This is a genomic window from Hoyosella levis (assembly GCF_026008515.1).
Lineage (GTDB): Bacteria > Actinomycetota > Actinomycetes > Mycobacteriales > Mycobacteriaceae > Lolliginicoccus > Lolliginicoccus levis.
Genome location: NZ_BQYM01000014.1, coordinates 24499 through 43343, shown reverse-complemented (window position 1 = coordinate 43343; position 18845 = coordinate 24499). Strand labels below are relative to the sequence as shown.

The 18845-nt window shown below is 67.6% G+C and carries 18 protein-coding genes; 12 read left to right on the top strand and 6 right to left on the bottom strand.

The window, feature by feature from the left end:
• Positions 1-8 precede the first annotated feature (8 nt).
• The 5 genes from QC765_RS14645 to QC765_RS14625 all read left to right on the top strand — a co-directional run bounded on the left by QC765_RS14645 (position 9) and on the right by QC765_RS14625 (position 3878).
• Positions 9-1208, top strand: coding sequence for an alpha/beta hydrolase family protein (locus QC765_RS14645; RefSeq protein WP_278315179.1), 1200 nt, complete (start codon positions 9-11; stop codon positions 1206-1208).
• A 262-nt stretch (positions 1209-1470) separates the two neighbouring features.
• On the top strand, positions 1471-1659 hold the full coding sequence (locus QC765_RS14640; RefSeq protein ID WP_278315178.1) for a hypothetical protein: 189 nt from the start codon (positions 1471-1473) through the stop codon (positions 1657-1659).
• 119 nt (positions 1660-1778) lie between these two features.
• Complete coding sequence (locus QC765_RS14635; protein WP_278315177.1) at positions 1779-2318, top strand: RNA polymerase sigma factor; 540 nt, start codon at positions 1779-1781, stop codon at positions 2316-2318.
• A gap of 107 nt (positions 2319-2425) precedes the next feature.
• Positions 2426-2833, top strand: coding sequence for a DoxX family protein (locus QC765_RS14630; protein WP_278315176.1), 408 nt, complete (start codon positions 2426-2428; stop codon positions 2831-2833).
• A 490-nt stretch (positions 2834-3323) separates the two neighbouring features.
• Positions 3324-3878: a C40 family peptidase gene (locus QC765_RS14625; protein ID WP_278315175.1), complete on the top strand. Its 555-nt coding sequence runs from the start codon at positions 3324-3326 to the stop codon at positions 3876-3878.
• Positions 3879-3951: 73 nt separating this feature from the next.
• Here the strand turns inward: QC765_RS14625 and QC765_RS14620 are convergent, their stop codons facing one another.
• Positions 3952-5139, bottom strand: coding sequence for a hypothetical protein (locus QC765_RS14620; protein WP_278315174.1), 1188 nt, complete (start codon positions 5137-5139; stop codon positions 3952-3954).
• A 228-nt stretch (positions 5140-5367) separates the two neighbouring features.
• Between QC765_RS14620 and QC765_RS14615 the strand changes: the two genes are divergently transcribed.
• A complete protein-coding gene (locus tag QC765_RS14615; protein ID WP_278315173.1) occupies positions 5368-6426 on the top strand; it encodes a beta-ketoacyl-ACP synthase III in 1059 nt (352 codons plus the stop codon).
• On the opposite strand, the gene QC765_RS14610 is transcribed toward QC765_RS14615, so the two are convergent.
• Complete coding sequence (locus QC765_RS14610; protein ID WP_278315172.1) at positions 6423-7625, bottom strand: PrsW family intramembrane metalloprotease; 1203 nt, start codon at positions 7623-7625, stop codon at positions 6423-6425. The two genes, QC765_RS14615 and QC765_RS14610, sit on opposite strands and share 4 nt — an antisense overlap.
• 81 nt (positions 7626-7706) lie before the next feature.
• On the opposite strand from QC765_RS14610, the gene QC765_RS14605 reads away from it, so the two are divergent.
• A complete protein-coding gene (locus tag QC765_RS14605) occupies positions 7707-8198 on the top strand; it encodes a M15 family metallopeptidase (protein ID WP_278315171.1) in 492 nt (163 codons plus the stop codon).
• Positions 8199-8275: 77 nt separating this feature from the next.
• The gene (locus QC765_RS14600) at positions 8276-8584 is read left to right on the top strand and encodes a hypothetical protein (protein WP_278315170.1); all 309 of its coding nucleotides are present in this window, start codon (positions 8276-8278) and stop codon (positions 8582-8584) included.
• A gap of 18 nt (positions 8585-8602) precedes the next feature.
• Here the strand turns inward: QC765_RS14600 and QC765_RS14595 are convergent, their stop codons facing one another.
• Positions 8603-9328: a cupin domain-containing protein gene (locus tag QC765_RS14595; RefSeq protein WP_278315169.1), complete on the bottom strand. Its 726-nt coding sequence runs from the start codon at positions 9326-9328 to the stop codon at positions 8603-8605.
• Positions 9329-9417: 89 nt separating this feature from the next.
• Here QC765_RS14595 and QC765_RS14590 point away from each other — a divergent pair, with 89 nt between their 5' ends.
• Genes QC765_RS14590 through QC765_RS14575 form a run of 4 tightly spaced genes read left to right on the top strand, consistent with a single transcriptional unit; the run spans position 9418 to position 15955 of the window.
• Complete coding sequence (locus QC765_RS14590) at positions 9418-11343, top strand: hypothetical protein (protein WP_278315168.1); 1926 nt, start codon at positions 9418-9420, stop codon at positions 11341-11343.
• Positions 11344-11352: 9 nt separating this feature from the next.
• Positions 11353-12858 carry a hypothetical protein gene (locus tag QC765_RS14585; RefSeq protein WP_278315167.1) on the top strand — a complete coding sequence of 502 codons (1506 nt, stop codon included), beginning with the start codon at positions 11353-11355 and terminating at the stop codon, positions 12856-12858.
• 17 nt (positions 12859-12875) lie between these two features.
• Positions 12876-14327, top strand: coding sequence for a glycosyltransferase (locus QC765_RS14580; RefSeq protein ID WP_373876767.1), 1452 nt, complete (start codon positions 12876-12878; stop codon positions 14325-14327).
• Positions 14324-15955 (top strand): glycosyltransferase family protein, encoded by a 1632-nt coding sequence (locus QC765_RS14575; RefSeq protein ID WP_278315165.1) that lies wholly within the window; start codon positions 14324-14326, stop codon positions 15953-15955. The genes QC765_RS14580 and QC765_RS14575 overlap by 4 nt, the downstream gene beginning before the upstream one ends.
• Here the strand turns inward: QC765_RS14575 and QC765_RS14570 are convergent.
• From QC765_RS14570 to QC765_RS14560, 3 genes are all read right to left on the bottom strand, one after another.
• Positions 15948-17081 carry a cellulase family glycosylhydrolase gene (locus QC765_RS14570; RefSeq protein WP_278315164.1) on the bottom strand — a complete coding sequence of 378 codons (1134 nt, stop codon included), beginning with the start codon at positions 17079-17081 and terminating at the stop codon, positions 15948-15950. The two genes, QC765_RS14575 and QC765_RS14570, sit on opposite strands and share 8 nt — an antisense overlap.
• A 42-nt stretch (positions 17082-17123) precedes the next feature.
• Positions 17124-17459 carry a hypothetical protein gene (locus QC765_RS14565; protein ID WP_278315163.1) on the bottom strand — a complete coding sequence of 112 codons (336 nt, stop codon included), beginning with the start codon at positions 17457-17459 and terminating at the stop codon, positions 17124-17126.
• Positions 17460-17524: 65 nt separating this feature from the next.
• Positions 17525-18760: an NADH:flavin oxidoreductase/NADH oxidase family protein gene (locus QC765_RS14560; RefSeq protein WP_278315162.1), complete on the bottom strand. Its 1236-nt coding sequence runs from the start codon at positions 18758-18760 to the stop codon at positions 17525-17527.
• Positions 18761-18845: the final 85 nt, after the last annotated feature.

Below are 18845 nucleotides of genomic sequence, written 5' to 3'. Positions count from 1 at the left end.
GTCGCGGAGTGCTGATTCGTCGTTTCGCGCCCGCGTTCGCGGTCCCTGCCGCCCTGCTGTGCGCCACTCTCGTGATCCCTGCTGCGGCGCCTGCTCATGCGCAGTCCGCGCCAGTCTGGTCGGGCCTTGATGTGCGGGAGCATGCCGACCCGCTGCCAAGCGCTCCAGGTGTCTTGGTGGCGGCTACGGAGCTCGATGCTTCGCTCTGGCTGCCCGGTACGGCAGAGGCGCATCGCTATGCCTACACGACGCGGGACCAGCATGGCCGGATGGCGCTGAGCACGGCCGCGGTCTTCCTGCCACAAGGTCCGCCGCCGCGTGGGGGCTGGAAGACCATCGCGTTCGCCCATGGCACTGTTGGGCTTGGCGACGATTGCACCCCGTCCGCCCTGCCGTGGTACGAGGAGGGCGCGGCGTACCTCGGCGGCTGGCTGGATGCCGGATATGCGCTGGTGATCACGGACTACCAGGGCTTGGGCACCCCGGGCCTGCATTCGTATCTCAATGGCGCGGTCGAAGCGGCGTCGGTGGTGAACTCGGTCCGGGCGGCGCACGAGCTCGATGTCGCGCTGGCTCCGGAGTGGCTGGTGATGGGTCATTCGCAAGGTGGCCAGGCCGCGCTCTTCACCGGCAACCAGGCGGATGTGCTCGATCCGGACGGGGCCCTGGACTTCCGGGGAACCGTGGGCATCGCGCCCGGAGTCAACGTGGAGGATCTGGCTCTGGCGATGGATCCGCTGGTCCTGGTGCCACTGCCGCAGGGGCTGATGAGCTATGCGGTGATGCTGGCGACGGCGGTGCGCGAGGCCGCGCCCGAGGTGCCGGTGAATGATCACCTCACGGCTCGCGGGCGAGCTTTGATCGATAGCGCGGCGACGGTGTGCGGCTGGCAGTTGTGGTACGACGTCGAGGGCGTGCGCCCGGGAGATGTGTTCACCACCGCGTGGCGGGACATCCCTGGGTTTCTCGATGCGGTGCGGGCAATGGCGGAGGTTCCGGTGCGAGGCTACGGCGATCCGGTGCTGATCGTGCAGGGCGGCCTGGATATCGATGTGCCCGCTCCTGTGGTCGTGGCGTTCGCCGCGGAGCTCGAGGCCTCCGGCGCGCCCGTGGAGCTCAAGCTGTACGAGGAAGCCGACCATCGGGACATCCTCGAGCATTCGTTGCCGGAGGTGCGCGGCTTTGTCGAGCAGGCGCTCGCCGACTAGCCGCGCGTCCCACAGGCCGCCCCACAGGCCGCACCACACGCCGCCCGCGGGGATCTGCGAGCGAATGTCAACAAATCACGCCCAGGAAACGGACATCTGTTGACTTTCGCTCGCAGATCCGGAGGTGGACCTCGCGCAGCGGCGGGTGGGAACTTTTCGCGAGCCTGCTGCAACATAAGAGAGAACGGCGCATCGTTCGCGATTCAAGTCGCATCCGCCCGAGGGCCACGAGCCCGACTCCCGCACGAGGAAGGAACCCCCCTTGGTCCCCACCATCGACCCACTCGCCCGTTCCCTCGGGATCGAGGCCGCTCCGATTCCCGTCCTGACCGATGCCGAATGGTCGAGGATGCTCCAGCTCGCCAGCGCTGACCCGGGCCGCCGGACGCTCGACCACCTCGTGCCGGACTCGGTCGCAGGTTTCGACGAACGCCATGCCGCGGGCATGTGATGCACAACACTTCGTACGAGTGTGACATTTAGCAGTCACAAGGCGATATAGCTCATGCACCGGGGGGTGCATCTGTAACCAGGCAGGGGCCTGGGATTTATCACAACCTGGGGGGGATTGTGTCCGAGAAAGAACTGATCGACCGTGCGCGCCGCGGGGACGAGCGGGCATTCGCCGAGCTCGTCACCCGGTACCGCAGCCGGCTGTGGACAATCTGCTACCGCATCACCAACGATCGACACGATGCCGAGGATGCGCTGCAGAATGCGCTGGCAGCAGCATGGCAAAACCTGCACAGGTTCCGGGGGGAAGCGACTTTCGGGACGTGGGCGTACACGATCGCCGCGAACTCGTCGAAGATGATCGTGAGGTCGCGCCGCGATCTCGCGGTCGACCTGCACTCGCTGGACCTCGCCGATGATCAGTTCGATCATGCCGAGCAGACTGCCGACAGGGACGCGATCAATGCCGCACTCGCGAGGCTCTCCGATGACTTCCGAGCGGTGCTGGTGCTGCGCGAGTACACCGCGATGCCCTACCGCGAGCTCGCCGCGCACCTGGGCATCCCGGTGCAGACAGTGCGCTCCCGGCTCAGCAGGGCCCGGGCGCAGCTAGCGCGGGCGCTGGCGGAGACCTATGACCTGGTGGGCGCCGCGTGACGGGACGCCGCTGCTGCAGCGACTTCGCGGTGGCTCGCTAGACCGGGCCGGGAGCCATTCCAGCCCCTCCCGGGCGGACCGCGTGCCGATCGGGCATGCTGGCAGGCATGAGTTCCGCGCCCCCGCCTGCCGTGCCCGCTTCTGATCGCCCTGGCCGTGCCGCGGCGTTGCGCCTCGCCGCGCTCCTTGGTGGCGCGGGCGTGGTGCATTTCGTGGCACCGCAGTTCTTCGATCGGATCGTGCCGCGCTTCCTTCCGGGCGAGCCACGCTGGTACACGCAGGCATCCGGGGTGGCCGAACTGGGCATCGCGGGGGCGCTGGCCGTGCCGCGCACGCAGCGGGCAGGGGCCACTCTCGCCGCGCTGCTGTTCGTGGCGGTATTCCCGGCCAACGTGCAGATGACGGTCGACTGGCTACGGTCGAGCCGGTTGTCGCCGTGGATGAAGGCGGGGGCGATAGCCCGGCTTCCCTTGCAGGTTCCGCTGGTCACCGAGGCGTTGAAGGCGCGCGGGTAGGTAACGCCGGGCCCGCTGCGGGCCGCCTCTCGCTGCCGTTCACGCGCAGGCCGCGAAAATGAGACCATCGTCACATCCCTTGCGCCAACGGATCGGCCGAAATGCCGCGCGAGCTGGGATGATATCGCGCATCGCTGAACAAATGGCGCGGCAGCCCATTCTGGGAGCGACACCGCGGGGGTTGACAGGACTTCTCCGCATTCCGAGTTGGTGAATTTGCAGTTCATAGCAGCAAACTGCCCATCCCACGTGCTAGCACCCGCTTGCTGGAGCAAGCAGTGTGCCCAACGCCACAGCAGCGGCGACAAAAGGCCAGCTCTAGACGTTGCCGTTGCCATTTCGTAATCTTCTTGTGACCGAACGGAGCGGCGGTCCCCCGAGCAACACACGGGGCGGATCAGTCGCCGACCATCCAAAGACAACGGGTGCCAGATTCACTACCCGTTGCCCGTGCCTGGCCGCGGCAATCCAATCCAAGGAGCAACACCCCATGGCTTCCATCACTCTCAAGCGTTCCGCTCGCACCGCCTTCATCGCCGGAATCCTCTCCGCCACCGCGGTCGTCCCCGCGATGCAGGCAGCGGCTGACACGATCTCGGTGCCCGGGATCGGCGCCATCGAGGTCCCCGCCACCGCCGGACCCGTCATCGACATCGCTGCCCCCGCGGGCAACATCACCGACATCGCGGCCCCCGCCGTCTCCGAGGGACAGGCCGTCGCTGACGCCGCCCTCAGCAAGGTTGGCTCCCCCTACGTGTATGGCGCCTCCGGCCCGAACGCCTTCGACTGCTCCGGGCTCGTCCAGTGGGCCCATGGCCAGGTAGGCAAGCAGGTTCCCCGCACCAGCCAGAGCCAGGCCGCGGGCGGCGCTCCGGTGAGCATCAACAACCTGCAGGCCGGCGACGTCGTCCTCATGTACGGCGGTGCCTCGCACGCCGGGATCTACATCGGCAACGGGCAGGTCGTCCACGCGCTCAACTCGTCCTCCCCCGTGAAGGTCGACAACCTCGGGGACTTCCCGTTCCACAGCGCGCGCCGCTACTGAGCAGCACCGCCACTAGCCTGACCTGAGCAGAAGAGCCCGGACAATGATGTCCGGGCTCTTCCTCGTGCGCGCGCTACCCCTCGTCGGCATCCTGCCCGGCTTCCTTCCGCCGCCAGCGCAGGAAGCCCCGCAAGCGACCGGGCGAGGCCGTGACGAGCTCGGCGGTATTGCGCACCGAATCCTGCGCCGCATCCACCGCCGCATTGATTGCTGTGGTCACGACTGTCCCGGTGATGACGCTGCGAACCGCCAGCGTCGCCGCCGGGCGAGCGCTCGCCTGCACCACATCCACAACGGCGCGGGTGATCGCCGTGTGCAGTATGCGCTCCGCATCGTCGGCATTGCCGCCCTCCCAGGTCACGATGTCCCGCGTCGCGCTCACCGCCGCTCCGGTCAACGCGACCGGGGTGTTCACGATCACCTCGCCGAGCAGCGTCCTGATGATCTCGCCGCGCGCTTGCTCCGCCGCGGCCCGCACGACGGGCCCCACTACTCCTGCGGCCGCGCCCCGGGCCGCGAGCTGCACCGCCTTGATCACGAACTTCTGCGCCGTCCCCGACAAGGGGTTGTTGAACGCCAGGTTCACCGCGCGCGCCATCACGGCATCGTCAGCGTCCGTCGGGGTGAGGCTGGAGAGAGTGCCCGCGCCCTGCAGGATGGTGCTGCGCACGATATCGACCGCGGTATCGACCGAGAGCTCGATCAGCATCGGGATCGCCACATCGACCGTCGCATCGAGGGCAGCATCGACCACCACGCTCAGCGCCGCGCTGGTCGTATCGTTGACCAGCGCCGCCCCCAGCGTTTCCTTCGCTGCGGTCTCGAGCCGCCGCGTCACGGGTGACGACGCGGCCAGCGACCCCACATTGCCCACGGCCCAGCCAATGGGGCTCGCCGAGGCGAGCCAGGCGACCTTCGTCCCCGCCCTGCCCACCGGGCTCGCGACGGTGATCGCCGACGCCCGCAGCGCGGGCGACAGCACCGGGCTATCGATGACCATCCCGGCGACTTCCTCGGCGACCTTGCCGACGGTCTCGCCGACCGCCGCCGCTGCAGCGTCCTCCGCCGCTGCCCGGGTCTTGCCGAGCGCGCTCGTGATGGCGCGGTTGATCGCCTCGCTGCCGGCCCCGAGCATCGACGTTGCCGCGATGAGCGGCTGCTTCCGCTCGATATCCGGATTCTCCAGCGCCTGCTTGGCCGCCTCGGCCGCGAGCTGCTCCGGGGTTGCCTTGCGCCGCCACCGCTCCGACACGTTCACCACACGACCTCCGATGCGTGTTGCCGCCGACACCGCATCATAGGCACGGCACGCGCGCCGGGCCGGCCCAAACGGCGGGACCGGCGCGCGCCCGCGAGCAATCCCGCTCCCGCTGGAATTCCCTGCCACGGTAGTGATGGGGGCTATAGGCCCCGGACAAGTGTTGTGGATAGGCTGTTGCGGATAGGTTTAGTGCCACGAGCGTGGCATCACGGCAAAGGAGCCGAACAAGTGGTCAGCATTGCATCGAGGACCGGACACCAGAACGTAGCCATGCTCGGCATCGGCGCGTACCGGCCCAGGCGGTTGGTGAGCAACGACGAGGTGTGCGAGGTCCTTGATTCCTCGGACGAGTGGATCTACGACCGCAGCGGCATCCGGAACCGCCGCTGGGTGAGCGATGACGAGGATGGCAAGTTCCTGTCGATCACGGCGGCGGAGCGGGCGATCGCCAATAGTGGCGTGGAACGATCCGAGATCGGTGCGCTCATCCTCGCGACCAGCACCTGGCCCAACCAGGTGCCCCACGGTGCTCCCGAGGTCGCCTACGAGCTCGGCCTCAACGGCATCGCCGCGTTCGACCTGACGGCCGGATGCAGCGGCTTCGGCTACGGCCTCGCGATCGCCGCGGACCTGATCCGCGCGGGAACCTCGAAGTATGTCGTGGTCATCGGCATGGAGACCATGTCCAAGGGCCTCGACCTCACTGATCGCAGCACCGGCTTCATCTTCGGCGACGGCGCCGGGGCTGTCTTGGTGGGGCCCAGCGAGGAGAACGGCATCTCCCCCACCGTGTGGGGCAGCGACGGCGAGAACTCGTCGGCGATCTCGCAGAACTACGCGCTCGACGAGTACATGGATCGTGCCAACAACCTGCAGGGCACTGACCCGGCCGTGGAGCAGGTCGGACGAATGACGATCAACATGGAGGGCCCGCGCGTCTTCCGCTGGGCAGCGATCACCTTGCCCAAGGCGCTATCGCGCACCCTCGAGGAGTCGGGCATGTCCGCCGACGACATCGATGTGTTCATCCCGCACCAGGCGAATTCCCGTATCAACGACCTGATGAAGAAGAACCTCGGGCTGCGCGACGACGTTCCCGTGGCCAACGACATCGAGAACACGGGCAACACCTCCGCTGCCTCGATCCCGCTGGCGATCGAGGAGATGCTCGTCACTGGCAAGGCCAAGGGCGGACAGATAGCCCTGCTCCTGGGGTTCGGCGCGGGGCTGTCCTACGCGGGGCAGGTTGTCACGCTGCCGCCGACGCCGGAGATCCCGAGCTTCTAGCGGAAGTACGGGTTGCCGCGCGACACGGAAGCGGCGGCAGTCCGCAGCGCGGTGGGCTGGTTGATCACGCGGGCGCGGGCCGCGCGCAGGCCGTGGACGAGCTCGGGCTCATAGCGGGCCCGGTAAGCGCCGATGGCACCGCGCTCGATGCGGTCGTAGAGGATGGCGAGCTCGGTGACCACGGCGTGGTACTCGCGGACCGCATCGGCGGCCGCGCGGCCGTGGCGCTGCCGCACTGTCGCGCGCCAGTCCCGGCGCCCGGCGAGGCACGCGAGGTGGGGCGTCTCGTCGGGCGTGATGAGGTTGGCCGCGACCATCGCGGGGAGCTGCTGGGCAACCACGCGCTGCAGGCGGCGGCGCTGCCAGATCACCAGCACGATGGTGGCGACGAGCGCGGGCAGCATGATGAAGATGTAGACGAGCATGAATCCGTAGCCACCGAGCAGCAAGGTGGACCCATTCCACAGGGCGTGCAGCAGCATCGCGGCGAGCAGTCCGACGACGGGAGCGGCGTACTTGACCTCGCTGCGGGCGCTCTGCACCGCCAGCCCCAGTCCGATGCCCAGCATGATGGTGAACAGCGGGTGCGCGAACGGGCTGATCACGCAGCGCAGCACAAAGGTCAGGATTCCTCCCTCGATTCCCTCGGTACTGAGCGCTCCGGAGAGGTAGAAGATGTTCTCGGTGAACGCGAACCCGACGCCGACCAGGCCGGCATAGACGATCCCGTCGACGATGCCGTCGATCTCGCGGCGCCGGAAGGTGAACAGCCACACCATGAACAGGCCCTTGCAGATCTCCTCGGTAATCGGCGCGGTGACGGCAAGGCTGAATGCGTAGGCACCAAGATCACTGAGAATGGCGGCCCAGGTGATGTTGAGGACCGTGCCGGAGATGAGGGCGATGAGCACGGCCATGCTCGAGCCCCACATGAACGCGGCAAGCAGCATGCGGCCCGGCTCGGGCTCCCATCGGTCCACCCAGAGGAAAAGCGCGGCGAGCGGGATGACCGGCACGAACGCGAGGATCGCTGAGCCAAGGCTGGCCGCGGCTCCGGCTTGCAGCATGGTGAGCCCAAGGAGCAGCACGGCGATGATCGCCATGATGACCATGACGGCGATGGGGACCAGCGCGCGCCTGTTGTGCTCGACGGCCCAGGGCAAGTGCGGGCCCGGCCCTGGCGCGTGTGGTGTTGTCATCGTTCCCCCATCGTGTCGGCAGCGCGCTCGCCAGCGCGGATCAGGCTTCCTGATGCTATCGCTACGGCTAGGCTGGCCCGCATGCGGCGATGGCAGCGAATGCGGACAGGCATGGTGGTAGCGAGCGCGGGGCTGGCCGCGGTGCTGCTTCCCGGGGTGGCGGTGGCCCAGCCGCTCGCTACGGGCTCCGCCGAGGGCACCGACAGGCTCGACCCGCTGCTGGCTCTGGCCTACACCTTGGCCGTGGCCGATGCCCGGGCCGAGGGGGTCGTCATCTCGGTGACCTCGGGCGCCCGATCCGCGGAGCAGCAGCAAGCACTGTGGGAGCAGGGCCTGGCAACGTACGGCAGCCCCGACGAGGCGAGGCGGTGGGTGCTGCCCCCCGATGAATCCACGCATGTCACCGGTGACGCGGTGGATGTCGGCCCGAGGGACGGCGCGGCATGGTTGCAGCGCAATGGCTTCCGCTATGGGTTGTGCCAATCGTTCATCAATGAGTGGTGGCACTTCGAGCTCGCCACGTTCCCGGGCACGCCGTGCCCGCGACCACTGCCGGACGCGAGCTGGCGCTAGAGCAGCAGTGAATGCCTGCCCCGGGGCGCGCTGGCATAATTGATCATGTAACCCGTAACCTACGGAGAGGCAGCGCGATGACAGAGCGCGGCACGGACCAGTCCTCGAGCAACAATGCCCCGGCCAATCCTCCCAAGGGGATCATCGCGGGCAAGAACATCGCCTACATCCTGATCGCGCTCGCCATCATCGCGGTGCCGGGCGCCTTGGCAGCTGCTGCCGGCGGGATGACGGGCGTGGCCATTGCCCTGGGCGTGATCGCCGTGCTGCTGCTCCTCGTCGGGACCCTCCTGTGGCGGCGCTCGGCCCTGGTGCTGAGCGAGGCACTGCCTGATACCAACGATCGGCAGCGGTCCTCCGAGGGGCGTGGCCCGCTCGGCGACTAGTCGGCAGCCGGTAGCCGATCACTCGATGATGCGCAGGTCGCGGTAGTCGAACGCGGGGCTGACCACGCACGTGACGAGCGTGTCATCGATGGCGTGGGCGGACTGGCTCGTGCCCGCGGGCACGAGCACCTGCGGGCTGGCGTCGCGATGGAGACGGTGGCTGGTCCCATCGATGGCTAGCCTGACCGCCCCCGGTCCATGCCAGAGCCACAGCTCATCGGACGCCACGATGTGCTCACGCGTGCCATGCCCCGCGGGGATGTGGAAAAGGATCGCCGAGGCAAGATCCCGATCGCCGCGCTCGGTGCGGGCCTGGCCGGTGCTCGTCCAGGTGCGCCGGAACCAGCCGCCCTCCGGGTGCGGGGCAAGGTCATGCTTCTCGGCGAGCGCGGGCCGCGGCTCGAATCCCCGGTAGGTGCCATCGATGTCACGACGGGCATGCAGCACACGTCGTGCCGCCATGGGGTCGAGCGGCCCGTAGATGTGCGGGAACAGCACGTCGGCAGGAACCCCTGGCGGCGGCGCGGGGTCCGCGGCCTCCCAGCGCACGGGCTGGCCGATCCGCTCGGGGTCGAGCTCCAGCGCCAGCACGTCGCCTGTCCAGCCCCGGTAGAAGGCGTTGGCCACCGCCACCAGGGTCTCCACCGTGCCGGTGCAATGGATGAATCCTTCCGTGGCGAGCGAGGCCGGATGCAGGAGCATTCCCTCGGTCGGCATATCCTCGCGCCGGATCAGGTGGTACATCCCACCATTCAACGCGATCGCGCGTAGCAGATTGCCCCGTATGGAAACATAATCAATCTGTTGCGTTCCATTTCGACGACGGGGCCACCATGCCTTTACGACTTCCTGCGCAGCGCGGCCTCATGGCTCCTTGCGCGCTTGCGATCGCGCTGGCGGGCGGGCATGCCCTGGCTACAGGCACGGCAACGGCGCGAGCAGATGCGCGGATCCCCGCGGGCGATCTTGGTTTCGGTGCCGAAGTCGATTTCCTGGGTGACCGCGACGTCGTGGTGCGGACCATCCCCGTTCCCGAGGGCTTGCGGCCGGAGTTCCTCGAGGCACGAGCGACCATGCCACCGGATGCCTCGCGTGGCATCATCGATGTGGTTCACCAGGACGCGGTGGTCAGCCGGACCGAGCTGACCGCTGCGAGCCTCGCCGATTCGCCGATCGTCAGGCTCCCGCTGGCGGGAACAGACATCTCTGCTGGCGCCACCACGGTGGAACTCGTCTCGACCGCGGTGCCGGAGCGGCTCGACTGCTTCACCTACTGGGACAGGCCAACGATCTCCCTGAGGGAGATCTCGGTCGAGTTCTCCGGTGACGAGTCCCCGCCCGCCTCGATCTCTGGATTCCTCCCGCCGCTGCTCGATCGCGCGGTCATCGCGATCCCGACCGATCCCTCGCCGGTCGAGGTCACTGCCGCCACCGAGCTTGCCACGGTTCTCGTGCACCGATATCGAGGCCAAGGAACGCGTGTGGAGGTCGAGCAGCTCCCGGGGCGCGGTCAGGATCCGGGACAGGACAATGCCTTCCTTGCTCGGCGGTTCGTCATCGCGGAAGCCTCCGGCAGCGCGATCGACCTCGGTACGGAGCCAGGCCGGATGCCGACGCTGCGCATGGCGGGCAGCGGGCCGGACCTCGCCACCCAGGTCCGGGTCCTTACCAGTAGTCTCGCGGCTCTAGCGGCCGCGCCCTCGGCATCGATCGAGGGGGAGGCTTCCCGCCCACGGATCGCGCCCGAGGCCGCGACGTTCCGGGATCTTGGGCTCGGCTCGCCCCGCGCGACCGCGGTAGGCCGGGTGCGCCTGCCTCTCACGCTGGACCAGACCCGGATCGGTTGGGCCGTCGACAACGCCACGTTGCGCCTCATCGGCACGTACACCCCGCTGTCCCCCGCCCAGGGCGGACAGATAATCGTGGCTTTGGGCGACGAGGTCCTCGGCCACTGGCCGATGGAGGCAAGCGGGGCGTTCGACAGGACCATCGAGATCACCGGTCCGCGCCTGCCCCGGTTCATGCCTCTGACCGTATCCGCGGAGATCTCGGGCGCCAGCCTCGACTGCGGGCTGGAGCAACCGGTCACGCTTGCCATGGATCCGGATTCGACGCTCACCGTGGTCGGCGCTGATCCGCGAGAGCCCTGGTTCGAGGCTCTGCCCCAGGCATTGCTGCCGAGCACCCACGCAGGCCTCGAGCAGTTCGACTTCGCACATGCCCGCAGGCTCATCCGCATCGTCTCCGGACTGCAGGCGCTCTCCGCCACGCCCCTGCACCTGCAGATCGGCACGATCGACGACGCGGTGCGCTCTGAGGGGCCGAAGATCCTGATCGGCGCGAGCGGCGCGGACCTCCCGCTGAGCAAGAGCGGCGATGCCTACGTCGTGGACGGGCCTGACGGCTCCCAGGTATTGCTCAACCTGGATCCCTCGCAGCGCTACGGATCACTACAGATCGCGATGGTAGACGGTGATATCGCGCTCGCTACGGACGGCGTGGACGCAAGCGTGGATTCGATCCTTTCTTGGCTCGAGAGCGATCAGAGCAGGTGGTTCGACCTGACCGGGAACGTCGTGGCAGCACTGGGTGATGAGGAACCACGAGCGGTCGCCGTGGGGATAAACGATGACAAGGCAGAGGAAGGCGGCCTGCTTGACGAAAAGGGCAGGCTTCTGGCCCTGGTCGGCATTGGTGCCCTCGTGGTCGGCGGCGTGGCGGCGCTCGGCCTCGCTCTTCGCCGGCGCTCGCGCCGATAGGCTCCGCGCATGGCCAGGGTTCCCCGTCCCTCGGTTCGGTCCGTGGCAATCCTTGCCGCGGCCGCGATCGCTTTCTGGCCGACCTGGCACGGCATGTTTCTCGCGACCCAAGGTGGCGGGGATACCGGCTACTACCCTCTCTTCGTCATCCTGGTCCTCCTCGCGGGCGTCGGGATCGCGACACGGCCGCGCCAGCGCCTACCCATCAGTGATCGCCAGGCGAACGCCATCGCTGGCTTCCTGGGGCTTGTGGTGGCTGGATTGATCAAGCTGCTCGTGGTACCCCGGTATGCCGAGCAGCATGTGCTGCTGCAGCTCGACCTCCTCGCCGCGCTGATCATGGTCCTGTCCGCGAGTGTGCTGCTCTTCGGGCTGCGCCAGCTCGGAACCTACTGGCCACTCTGGTTCGTGCTCATCGCCGGTGGCCCACTGTCCTATCGCCTGCTGTCGAGCCTGCTCGGGGGCGACGCGCGCGCAAACGGAACGGCAAGCATTTTGATCTGCGCCTCCGCGATCGCGCTAGGGCTAGGCCGTCATCGGCGCGAGTCCTTGGCGATCTATGCGCTGGCATGCGCGATCGGGCTCGGTGCGCTGAGCCTGCTGATCGCGCTGGACACTGGCCTCGGGCTAGTGCAGTTCCAGCGCGTTCCCGTGGTGATCGCTGCTGCCGCCACGTGGCTTCTGGTCCGTTGGCTGCGACGGCCTGCCAGCGCGAGCGAGCGGAGGCCACCAAGCATGTCGGGCAGCAGCGAATCATCGTGGCGCTCCGTAGCGGTGCTGGCGGTCGCGGCAGGACTGATCGCCATGATCCCGGTTCCCGAAGCCGGTCGTGCCGTGGTCGCGAGGGGTCCGGACATCCCGCCGCGCATCACGCAGGTAGTCCCGGCCGGCTGGGTCGAGGACTCGCGAGAGGAGTACACATGGGTGCGCCGCTACTTCGGCCCCGAGGCGACCCTGGGCCGCCAGGTCCTGCGCGCGACCCCGCGGAATTCCGAGCTCGAGCTGCTCGAAGCCGGTCCGGCGGGAACCGGTGCGGTCACCACCCTGCTCTATTCCCAGCTTCCAGGCACTCCCATCCCAGCGCGCCGCGTCGCCATCGATACCTTCACCCTGCCGAACCGGGTGCAGCTCGACATCTACCCAGTCAGCACGCTGTATGACCTCGGCGGAACCCGACGCAGCCCTTTGCGCCGCGTAGACCTGGGCCAGGGCGTGAGCGGACACCTCTACTCCGTGATCGATGAGAAGCAGTACCTCACCACCACCCGGTTAGACCTCGCGTGGCAGCGCGGTGATGTGGTGCAGCGGATCGTGCTCACGACTCTCGACAACCGGGATCCCGGCGCGCGCTTCCCGGATCCCGAGCCTTCCATGGCCTCGAACCTGGCCGTGCTGCTGGAGATCTTCTTCCGCGGCAACGAAGCATTGACGGATCTCCAGCCGCAGTTCAAGGATGCCCGGCTCATGACCACCATCGCCCGGCAGCTTGTCGCGGCACAATTCACAGGCTACTGAGCAGCGAGGCCCTCGACATGTCCCCTAGCGCCGAACATCCAAAGGTGGATCCAGGCCATGCCCTCGATGAAGCGATCAACGGGCTCTCCTGGCGGGATCCGCTCGCTTCCGCATCACGAGCCTTCCTGCCTTGGCAGCGCAACATGCTCATTGCCCTCGCCGCCGCCACCGCCGGGTTCATCGCGCTCTGGCCGCTGCTCGCGCTCACCGTCATCATGGCCGTGCTCACCGCTGCCTACGTCGTGACGATTTCCGACCGGGTGCTGCTCTTTGCCCGGGGCCTGCGCGGAGATGCGATCCTCCGGATATCAGATGCCGAGGCGCTTGCCCTCGATGATGACGACTTGCCGCGATATACGATCCTCGTGCCCGCCTACAAGGAGCCAGAGGTCGTGGCGCTGCTCATCAGCGCGGTCGGAGGGCTCGAGTACCCAGCCAGCAAGCTCCAGGTGCTCCTGCTCCTCGAGGCCGACGACCAGGACACGATCACCGCGGCGCATCGCGCCAACCTCGACAGCACAGTGACAATCGTCGAGGTTCCCCCGGCCGAGCCCCGCACCAAGCCCAAGGCCTGCAACTATGGCTTGCACTTCGCCACCGGCGAGATCGTCACCATCTACGATGCCGAGGACCACCCGGAGCCGCTCCAGCTGCGGCGCGCCGTGGCCGCGTTCCGTCGGCTCGGCGACAATGTCGCATGCGTCCAAGCCCAGCTAAGCTTCCACAACGGCAAGCAGAACCTACTCACGGGATGGTTCACCGCCGAGTACGGACTGTGGTTCAGCTTCATCCTCCCCGGATTGATGAGTAGCCGCTCCCCGATCCCCCTGGGGGGAACCTCGAACCACCTGAAGCGATCAGTCCTGGAGCACATCGGCGCATGGGACGCGTTCAACGTCACCGAGGACGCTGATCTCGGGGTGCGCATCGAGACCGCGGGCTACCGCACCGCTGTGCTCGAATCGACCACCATGGAGGAAGCCAACAGCGACCCCATCAACTGGATCCGCCAGCGATCCCGCTGGTACAAGGGCTACCTGCAGACCTGGCTAGTCCACACCCGCAGGCCGATCGTGCTCTACAAGCAGCTAGGGCTGGTCTCGACGCTTCGGATGACCGTGCTGCTTGCTGGCACGCCATTGATCGCGATCCTCAACACCGTCTTCTGGATGATGACGCTCACCTGGTTCCTGGGGCAACCGACACCGGTTGGCGAGCTGTTCCCCGCGCCGATCTACTATCCCGCGATCGCGTGCCTCGTCCTCGGCAACGCGGCCACCTTGTTCATGGGGTTGATCAGCATCCGGGAGAACGACCAGCACGACCTTCTGCTGCCAGTCCTGACGGTGCCGCTCTACTGGATCATGATGAGCGTGGCGGCCATCAAGGGCGGCTGGCAACTGCTGCGCAACCCCTCCTTCTGGGAGAAGACGGCGCATGGGCTACCAGGGGCGGGCAGCTCGACATGAGGCGGGACGCGATCGCGGGCCTGGCGAGCGGTGTGCTCTACCTCGCGGTTGGACTATGGCTGGCACTGCGGCACCACTACCTGATGGGGGACGCTCTCGCCCGGGTCGCCAGCGCCGAGGCCGTTCTGCATAGCCGCGATCCCCACCTCGCCGCTCTCGGTTTCGTGTTCACTCCGCTGCCCGCGATGGCGCAGCTCCCCGCAGTGGCATTGACCCCGTGGATTCCGGAGATCACCCGGTTCGGGCTATCAGGCGTCCTCATGTCCACCCTCTTCATGGCCGGAACGGTCTACCAGGTCTCCGGCATCGTCCACGACCGCGGGATCGGTGGATGGCCCGCTTCCGCCCTGGTAGCGGCGTTCGCGCTCCACCCGATGATCATCATTCATGGCGCGAACGGGATGAGCGAGGCCGTGTTCCTGTTCTTCCTTCTATGGACGGTCCGGCGCCTCGTGCGCTGGTATCACAGCGATGACGCCAATGATCTGGCGGTCGCCGGGCTCGCGCTCGCTGGCGCCTACCTTGCCCGCTATGACGCCGTCGTGGTGGTAGCTGCGGGAATCCTCGCCGTTTATCTGGTGAGCTACACCCGCCGTTCGCTCCGCCTGCCTGCTCCGGCGATGCTCGATGCCGTCATCGTAGGGTTTCCGTTCGCGGTGGCGTTCGCCATGTGGGCGGGAGCCAGCTGGCTGCTCACCGGCGACGCCCTAGCGCAGTTCTCTTCCCAGTACGGCAATACCGCGATCCTCGAGGCCTCCGATGTGCCTAGGATCTCCGCCACCGAAGGGCTGGGATTCTCGCTCGCGGAGATCATGGTGCTCGCGCCCGCGCTGCCGATCGTCGCGCCCATCGCGTTCATGATGTTCCTCGCTCGCCGGGAGCGTGAGCTCATCGTTCCCGTCGCGATCATCGCGTCGGTCCTGGTTTTCCAGGCGATCGCGTTCACCCGGGGCCTGACGTTCCCGTTCCTGCGGTTCTACATCTGCGCGATCCCGCTGGTCGTACTGCTGGTGATCCACCTATATCCGAGGGCGGGAGCGCCACGGCCACGGCGCCGCGGCCGGTTCCGCGGACCCGCGCCTGCCCTGCCCCGCTCGCGCGCATGGGGAAATGCCGGAGTGCTCCTGGTGTGCGCGTCCCTGCCGGTCAGCCTGTGGAGCTTGACCGATCGCACCCTCGCGACCCAGCACTACGCGTTGACGGCGATCGTTGCGCCCGGGGTCGCGGAGCGGCTCGGCATCCAGCATGAGGCGAGAAGCATCATCAGGTCATTCTCGACCGAGCGGCGTATCGCCACATTCCTTGACTCCCAAGTTCTTCCGGCGGGGTCCGTGATCGTGGATTCGGTCTACGGGTTCGCCATCACCGCCGCCTCCGAGAACCCGGAACAGTTCGTGATCCCCTCGGATGGGGACTTCGTGACGATCCTCGATGATCCCGCCGGGAACAGCGTGCGCTACCTGCTCGTAGTGCCGAACGAGGGACGCGGCGCGACCGATGCGGTCAATCTGCGCTATCCGACGATGTTCGAGAACGGCTCGCAGATCGCGACTCTCGAGCTCGAGGTTCCCAATGATGGTGCCAACCAGCCGCCGTGGCGGCTCTATCGCGTCATGCCATCTAGCTGAACTGGCCGATCATCCCCCACAAGGGGTCACCCGGGCCGACGTCCATGGTGCACTGGCTCGTGCGCGGGTCGGGAACGAAAGACCAGACCAGCACACCTGCTGCACCGAGCAGGTGGTACTCCCTTATTCGTGCCGCGATCAGATCCGCGCGCTCCTCGACGGACCGGCACGAGCCCGCGGAGACTCCGATCTCGGCGACCAGCAGTGGCTTGCCGAGCTGCCGTGCTTGCTGGGACCTCGCTTCGAGGCTCTCCCGATGCTCGCCGACCTGTAGGGGATCGTCGATGGCGTAATCATGGAACTGCAGCACATCGACATGCCGCGAGGCGCTCGGAACCATGAAATCCTCGCCCGCGGTGCCGCACTGGTCCCCGCCCAGATAGCCGGCCGTGATCAAGCGGCCCGGGTCCAGCGCTCGGACAATGGCTCCAGCCTCGTCGAAGAACCGCCGAAGAACGAGGGCCGCGTCCGCCGGGCACTCCCTGCTCTCCGCCGCGCACGAGGCATCGGTGCATGCAGCAGGCTCCGGCTCGCCTACCAGCTCCCACGCCGCGACAACCGGTGAATCCGACCATCTCGACACCAGGCTGCGCGCCCAATGCTCGAATGTCAGCAGGGGCATGGGCGCATCACGCCATCCCGAGACGTACCAGGGGTATTGCTTGAAGACCTCTCCATCGCAAGCACCGTCTTGCCCCGACAGCACTGGGATGACCAGTTGCCCGTGCCTTTCCGCGGCGCGGAGCACTGCATCAAGGGGCTCGTAGTTGATCTCGCCGCTCGTCTTGTCCACGGCAAAGGTCTGGAATGCATTGAACCGGGTCAGCGATCCCTCCGGCAAGGCACCGAAGTACTTGTCGAGATCGACCTCGGCTCCACAGCCATCGTTGATGTCCCAATCCGTAGCGAGCTGGTAGGCGTTGAAGCCTGCTGGCCACCATTCCGTGCCGTCCAGCATGAGCGAGCCGGAGGAGATCGCTACGCGCGGTTCAGCAGGCGGGGCCGGGCGGTCAGGGGCAGGAACGCACGCGGCGATCGCTGTGATCACCAGGACGCCCGCAACGATCACACCAAGCCGGTCCCCGCTGCGCCTCCCCACACTGCCACCACCGTTCAAGCCAGGCAATATCCGCATGATAGGCGCCAACGCGATCGCGCGGGCTGGGTGCTAGACCGCCACGAGGGTGCGGCTGCCACGGCGGTCCCGCAGGGCGGCGCCGGTGGCATCGACCATGTCGAAGCCGTCGGTGATGATGGCGCCCAGCTCGAACACGACCGCCGCGATCGCGCGAGTGATGAGCATGGCGATCTGCCCGACGTGGTTGACAGCGGACTCGATGAGCTGCTGCGCCATGTCGAGGATCTCGGTGAGCAGCGTGCCGACCTCGCGCACCACATCGGCGACGAGAGTGGTGGCGATGACCGCGACCTGTCCCACGTGGTTGACCGCGGAGACGATGAGCTCCTGCACCGTGTCCTTGCTCGATTCGACCATTCCGACCATTGCGAGTCCTCCCCTGCTTCCATGCCCCTCGGGCGGTTTGCCTGACCTAGCGTAGCGGCTTCGGGCTAGAACTGGCCGCGCCGCAGTGGGCGGCGCAGGGTATCGAGGCCGGCGGCGCCCGCATAGCGCGCGATGCCCACGAGGGGGTGCTGGCCGGCGTCCGGCTCCTTCGCGTCGCCCATTCGCCAGAGCTGGGTGGTGTGCCACGTGAGCTCGGCCGCGGCGTCGAGCTTGGCAACGCCAATGCGCCTGGGGCGTGTGGACGATGCCGCTGCGGCGCCGCTGAGCAGTCGCGAGGGCAGGTCGGGCTCGAGGGCCATCGGGCGCCCGAGGCCCACGACGTCGATGTCGCCACCGGTGATCGCATCGGCCATGACGCTGCCGGTGCGGAAGCCGCCGGTGAGCATGATGGGGATGGTGACTTCCTCGCGGACCTTGCGAGCGAAGTCGAGGAAGTATGCCTCGCGCGCCACGGTGGATGCCTTGGGGTTGCCGAGCATGAGCGCGGGCGCCTCGTAGGTGCCGCCGGAGATCTCGAGCAGGTCGACCCCGGCGCGGGCGAGCTCGGCAACGACGGCGAGGGACTCGTCCTCGGTGAATCCGCCGCGCTGGAAGTCTGCTGAGTTGATCTTCACGCTCACGGGGACGCTCCCGCCCACCTCCGCGCGGACCGCGGCGACGATCTCGAGGAGGAACCGGCGGCGCCGGGCCGCGTCGCCGCCCCATTCATCGGTGCGCTGGTTGGTCAGCGGCGACAGGAACTGGCTGATGAGGTATCCGTGCGCGGCATGGATCTGCACGCCGGTGAAGCCCGCGCGGATGGCGATGGCCGCGGTGCGGGCGTAGCGACCGATCAGCTCGAGGATCTCGTCATGCTCGAGTGCGCGCGGAGTACCGAAGGCCCCAGCCATGCCGGTCACGGGGATAGCGGAGGGCGCGACGGGCGTGCTGCTGAGGTTGCGGGGTGCCTGGCGGCCTGGGTGGTTGATCTGCATCCAGGCGTGGGTGTTTCCGGCCTTGGCGGCGGTGGCCCATTCCTGCAGCTGTGGCAGGTGGCGGTCGTCGTCCACGGCGACGTTGCGTGGTTCGCCGAGCGCGCGGCGGTCGACCATGACGTTGCCGGTGATGAGCAGCCCCGCCCCGGATCGTGCCCAGCGGTCGTAGAGGGTGACGAGGCGATGGTCGGGCGCGTGGGACCGGGTGCCGAGCTGCTCGCTCAGCGCGGACTTCGCGATGCGGTTGCGCAACGTGGCGCCGCAGGGCAGGCCGAGGGGCGCAGCAAGGCTGGAAGTGGTTGTCATGGGTTTTCCTCGTTTCCACGATCGCTCATCGACCGTTGTTGACCATCGTTCAACAGTCTGGCCCAGGTTACGCGCCAGGGCCCAT

Excerpts from the sequence above, each read along its gene's own strand:
- QC765_RS14630 (WP_278315176.1), top strand. The coding sequence starts at position 2,426 with ATGAGTTCCGCGCCCCCGCCTGCCGTGCCCGCTTCTGATCGCCCTGGC.
- QC765_RS14625 (WP_278315175.1), top strand. The coding sequence starts at position 3,324 with ATGGCTTCCATCACTCTCAAGCGTTCCGCTCGCACCGCCTTCATCGCC.
- QC765_RS14610 (WP_278315172.1), bottom strand. The coding sequence starts at position 7,625 with ATGACAACACCACACGCGCCAGGGCCGGGCCCGCACTTGCCCTGGGCC.
- QC765_RS14605 (WP_278315171.1), top strand. The coding sequence starts at position 7,707 with ATGCGGCGATGGCAGCGAATGCGGACAGGCATGGTGGTAGCGAGCGCG.
- QC765_RS14600 (WP_278315170.1), top strand. The coding sequence starts at position 8,276 with ATGACAGAGCGCGGCACGGACCAGTCCTCGAGCAACAATGCCCCGGCC.
- QC765_RS14595 (WP_278315169.1), bottom strand. The coding sequence starts at position 9,328 with ATGTACCACCTGATCCGGCGCGAGGATATGCCGACCGAGGGAATGCTC.
- QC765_RS14590 (WP_278315168.1), top strand. The coding sequence starts at position 9,418 with ATGCCTTTACGACTTCCTGCGCAGCGCGGCCTCATGGCTCCTTGCGCG.
- QC765_RS14585 (WP_278315167.1), top strand. The coding sequence starts at position 11,353 with ATGGCCAGGGTTCCCCGTCCCTCGGTTCGGTCCGTGGCAATCCTTGCC.
- QC765_RS14580 (WP_373876767.1), top strand. The coding sequence starts at position 12,876 with ATGTCCCCTAGCGCCGAACATCCAAAGGTGGATCCAGGCCATGCCCTC.
- QC765_RS14575 (WP_278315165.1), top strand. The coding sequence starts at position 14,324 with ATGAGGCGGGACGCGATCGCGGGCCTGGCGAGCGGTGTGCTCTACCTC.
- QC765_RS14565 (WP_278315163.1), bottom strand. The coding sequence starts at position 17,459 with ATGGTCGGAATGGTCGAATCGAGCAAGGACACGGTGCAGGAGCTCATC.
- QC765_RS14560 (WP_278315162.1), bottom strand. The coding sequence starts at position 18,760 with ATGACAACCACTTCCAGCCTTGCTGCGCCCCTCGGCCTGCCCTGCGGC.